General features: G+C 37.5%; 3 protein-coding genes. All 3 read right to left on the bottom strand.

Features of this window, described 5'->3' with window-relative positions; genetic code table 11:
* Positions 1 to 1007: ABC transporter permease/substrate-binding protein (locus AB3X49_RS21105; RefSeq protein ID WP_367964546.1), on the bottom strand; the 1007-nt coding region annotated here is incomplete at its 3' end.
* A 3-nt stretch (positions 1008 to 1010) separates the two neighbouring features.
* Positions 1011 to 1958, bottom strand: coding sequence for an ABC transporter ATP-binding protein (locus AB3X49_RS21100; protein WP_367964544.1), 948 nt, complete (start codon positions 1956 to 1958; stop codon positions 1011 to 1013).
* Positions 1959 to 2060: 102 nt separating this feature from the next.
* On the bottom strand, positions 2061 to 2611 hold a 551-nt coding region (locus AB3X49_RS21095; RefSeq protein WP_367964542.1), incomplete at its 5' end, for a YdcF family protein.

Below are 2611 nucleotides of genomic sequence, written 5' to 3'. Positions count from 1 at the left end.
TTGTTATACCCCATTGGCTTTAACATAACCATATTATATTTCTTTTCCATTCCAATACGAGCTTGTTCATATACTTCATCACGATTTGTACTTTTCGGTTCTTCTTTCACGAAAGTAGATAAAGCTGTACCTGAAAATTCTGGGTATATATCTACTTCACCTGATTTTAACGCTTCGAATACAAATGCTGTTTTTCCAAGGCCTGGCTTTAATTCCACTTGTAAATCTGTATCCTGTTCAATAAGTTGCTTGTACATTTGAATTAATATTTCTGGTTCAGATCCAAGTTTACCAGCAATAACTATGTCTTTCTTTTCGGTATTCCAAAGAAATGGAGCAGCTATCATTACTACAACTATACATATCGTCAATATAACGCGCTTAGAAGAGCGTTTCGGGCTCTCAAGTATGCGAAGTACTATATCAAAGAATAAAGCGAGTAACGCAGCTGGTACGGCCCCTAAAATGATAAGCGCATGGTCATTTCGATCTATGCCTAATAATATGAGCTTACCGAGCCCACCAGCGCCTATTAAAGCAGCTAATGTAGCCGTTCCAACAATTAATACCATTGCTGTACGAATACCAGCCATAATAATTGGCAATGCGAGCGGAAGCTCTACCTTCCATAATCTTTTCCAGCTATTCATCCCCATAGCTCTCGCCGCTTCTATAAGTGATTCATCTAATTCCCGTATTCCTGTATATGTATTTCGTAAAATAGGTAATAGTGCATACACAACTAATGCGATTATAGCTGGCAGTTTTCCAATTCCTACTAACGGAATTAATAGTCCAAGTAAAGCAAGTGAGGGCACTGTCTGCATAACAGCAGAAGTCCCTATAATAAATTCAGCCATTCGTTCTTTTCTCGTTAATATAATGCCGAGCGGCACTGCAATAATTACTGCAAAAAATAGTGAAATAAGCGATATTTGTAAATGCTCACTTAATGCACTTAGCAATTCTACTTTTCGTTCTTGGAACGTTTGAATAAAATCAGTCACTGTTTAGCCTCTTTCCTTCATTTGTTCAACAATGTAATTGACAATATGACGACTTGTTAACGCTCCAACATATTGACCATGCTCTTCAACCGGCACTGACTCTTCAGTTTGTAAGCGGACTAGTGCTTCTTGTAATGACGAATGTAAAGATAAAGCATTCCCTTCAACTCGTATACCCTCGTCTCGCGGCAATACCTCTTCTATACTCTTCCCCTCATACCAAGGTCGTCCACGATTTCCAATGAACTCCTCTACAAACTCATTTTTCGGGTTATGTATAATTCCTTCTGGTGTATCTAATTGAACAACTTTTCCTTCTTTCATTACACAAATACGATCACCAAGTGATAAAGCCTCTTGCATATCGTGCGTTACGAACACGATTGTTTTTTGAATCTTTTTTTGCAGTTGTACGATATCCTTCTGAAGCTGCTCCCTACTTAACGGATCTAACGCACTAAATGGTTCGTCCATAAGTACAATTTTCGGGTTTGCGGCTAATGCCCGTACGACACCAACACGTTGTTTCTGCCCTCCCGACAATTCATCCGGCATACGATCACGATATACATCTGGATCGAGCCCAACCATCTGTAGCAAGTCATCGACACGTGCTTTTATTTCCTTTTTGGTCCATTTTCTCATTTCAGGGACAACTGCAATATTTTCAGCAATTGTCATATGTGGAAACAGCGCAATCTGCTGCAACACGTACCCTATATTCCAACGTAGTTCGTTTATGTTATATTGTTGAATATCTTTTCCATCGATTAAAATTGATCCTTCCGTCGTTTCAATTAAACGGTTAATCATCTTCATTGTCGTTGTTTTCCCGCAACCACTCGGACCAATGAGAACAAAAAATTCTCCTTTTTTAATTTCTAAATGTAATGAATCCACTGCTTTTGTGCCATCTTCATACGCTTTTGACACATGATTAAATTGAATCACAGACACAACTCCTTTCATGTTGTTTCCTTTATTTTGATGGAATATAGCATTCATTTCAAATGATACGCTTTATTATACAAAAAAAGAGCTCTCATTTGAGCTCTAACGGTCGAACAATATTGTTTTCATAATTGCAGCATATTCACGCACATACGCTTTTTTCTTAGAGCGTCTCGGTGTTTCAGCAGCCAAAGCTTCCATCTTTATCCCTAAACGCTTTGCAATTATTTTCGTTCGATATAAATGATACGTATTACTTACAACTACCGCATGCTTTACATCATATAAATCCATACTAAACTTTAAATTTTCATACGTATTTGTAGAGCGGTCTTCAATTAAAATACGATTCTCATCTATACCATGTACCATTAAATAGTTTCTCATACTGTGAGCTTCCGGTATATCTTCATCTTCCCCTTGACCACCTGAAACAATTACTTTCACCTCAGGGTGAGCATGTAAATATTCCAACGCTATATCCAAACGATTTTGAAGAGATAAAGACGGTCTATCTCCAAATAACTTTGCACCTAATATAAGAACGTATGGAGAGTGATTACTCAATGTTTCACGAGCAACTTTATTCATTCGAAACGTCATATAAATGATGTATAGCGGAGGTAGTAATAAGATTATAAGCAATATCCATT

Source organism: Bacillus sp. C30 (genome assembly GCF_040838255.1).
Taxonomy (GTDB): Bacteria; Bacillota; Bacilli; order Bacillales; family Bacillaceae_G; genus Bacillus_A; species Bacillus_A mycoides.
Note: the sequence above shows the minus strand (reverse complement) of the source record. Positions and strands in the feature narration are given on the sequence as shown.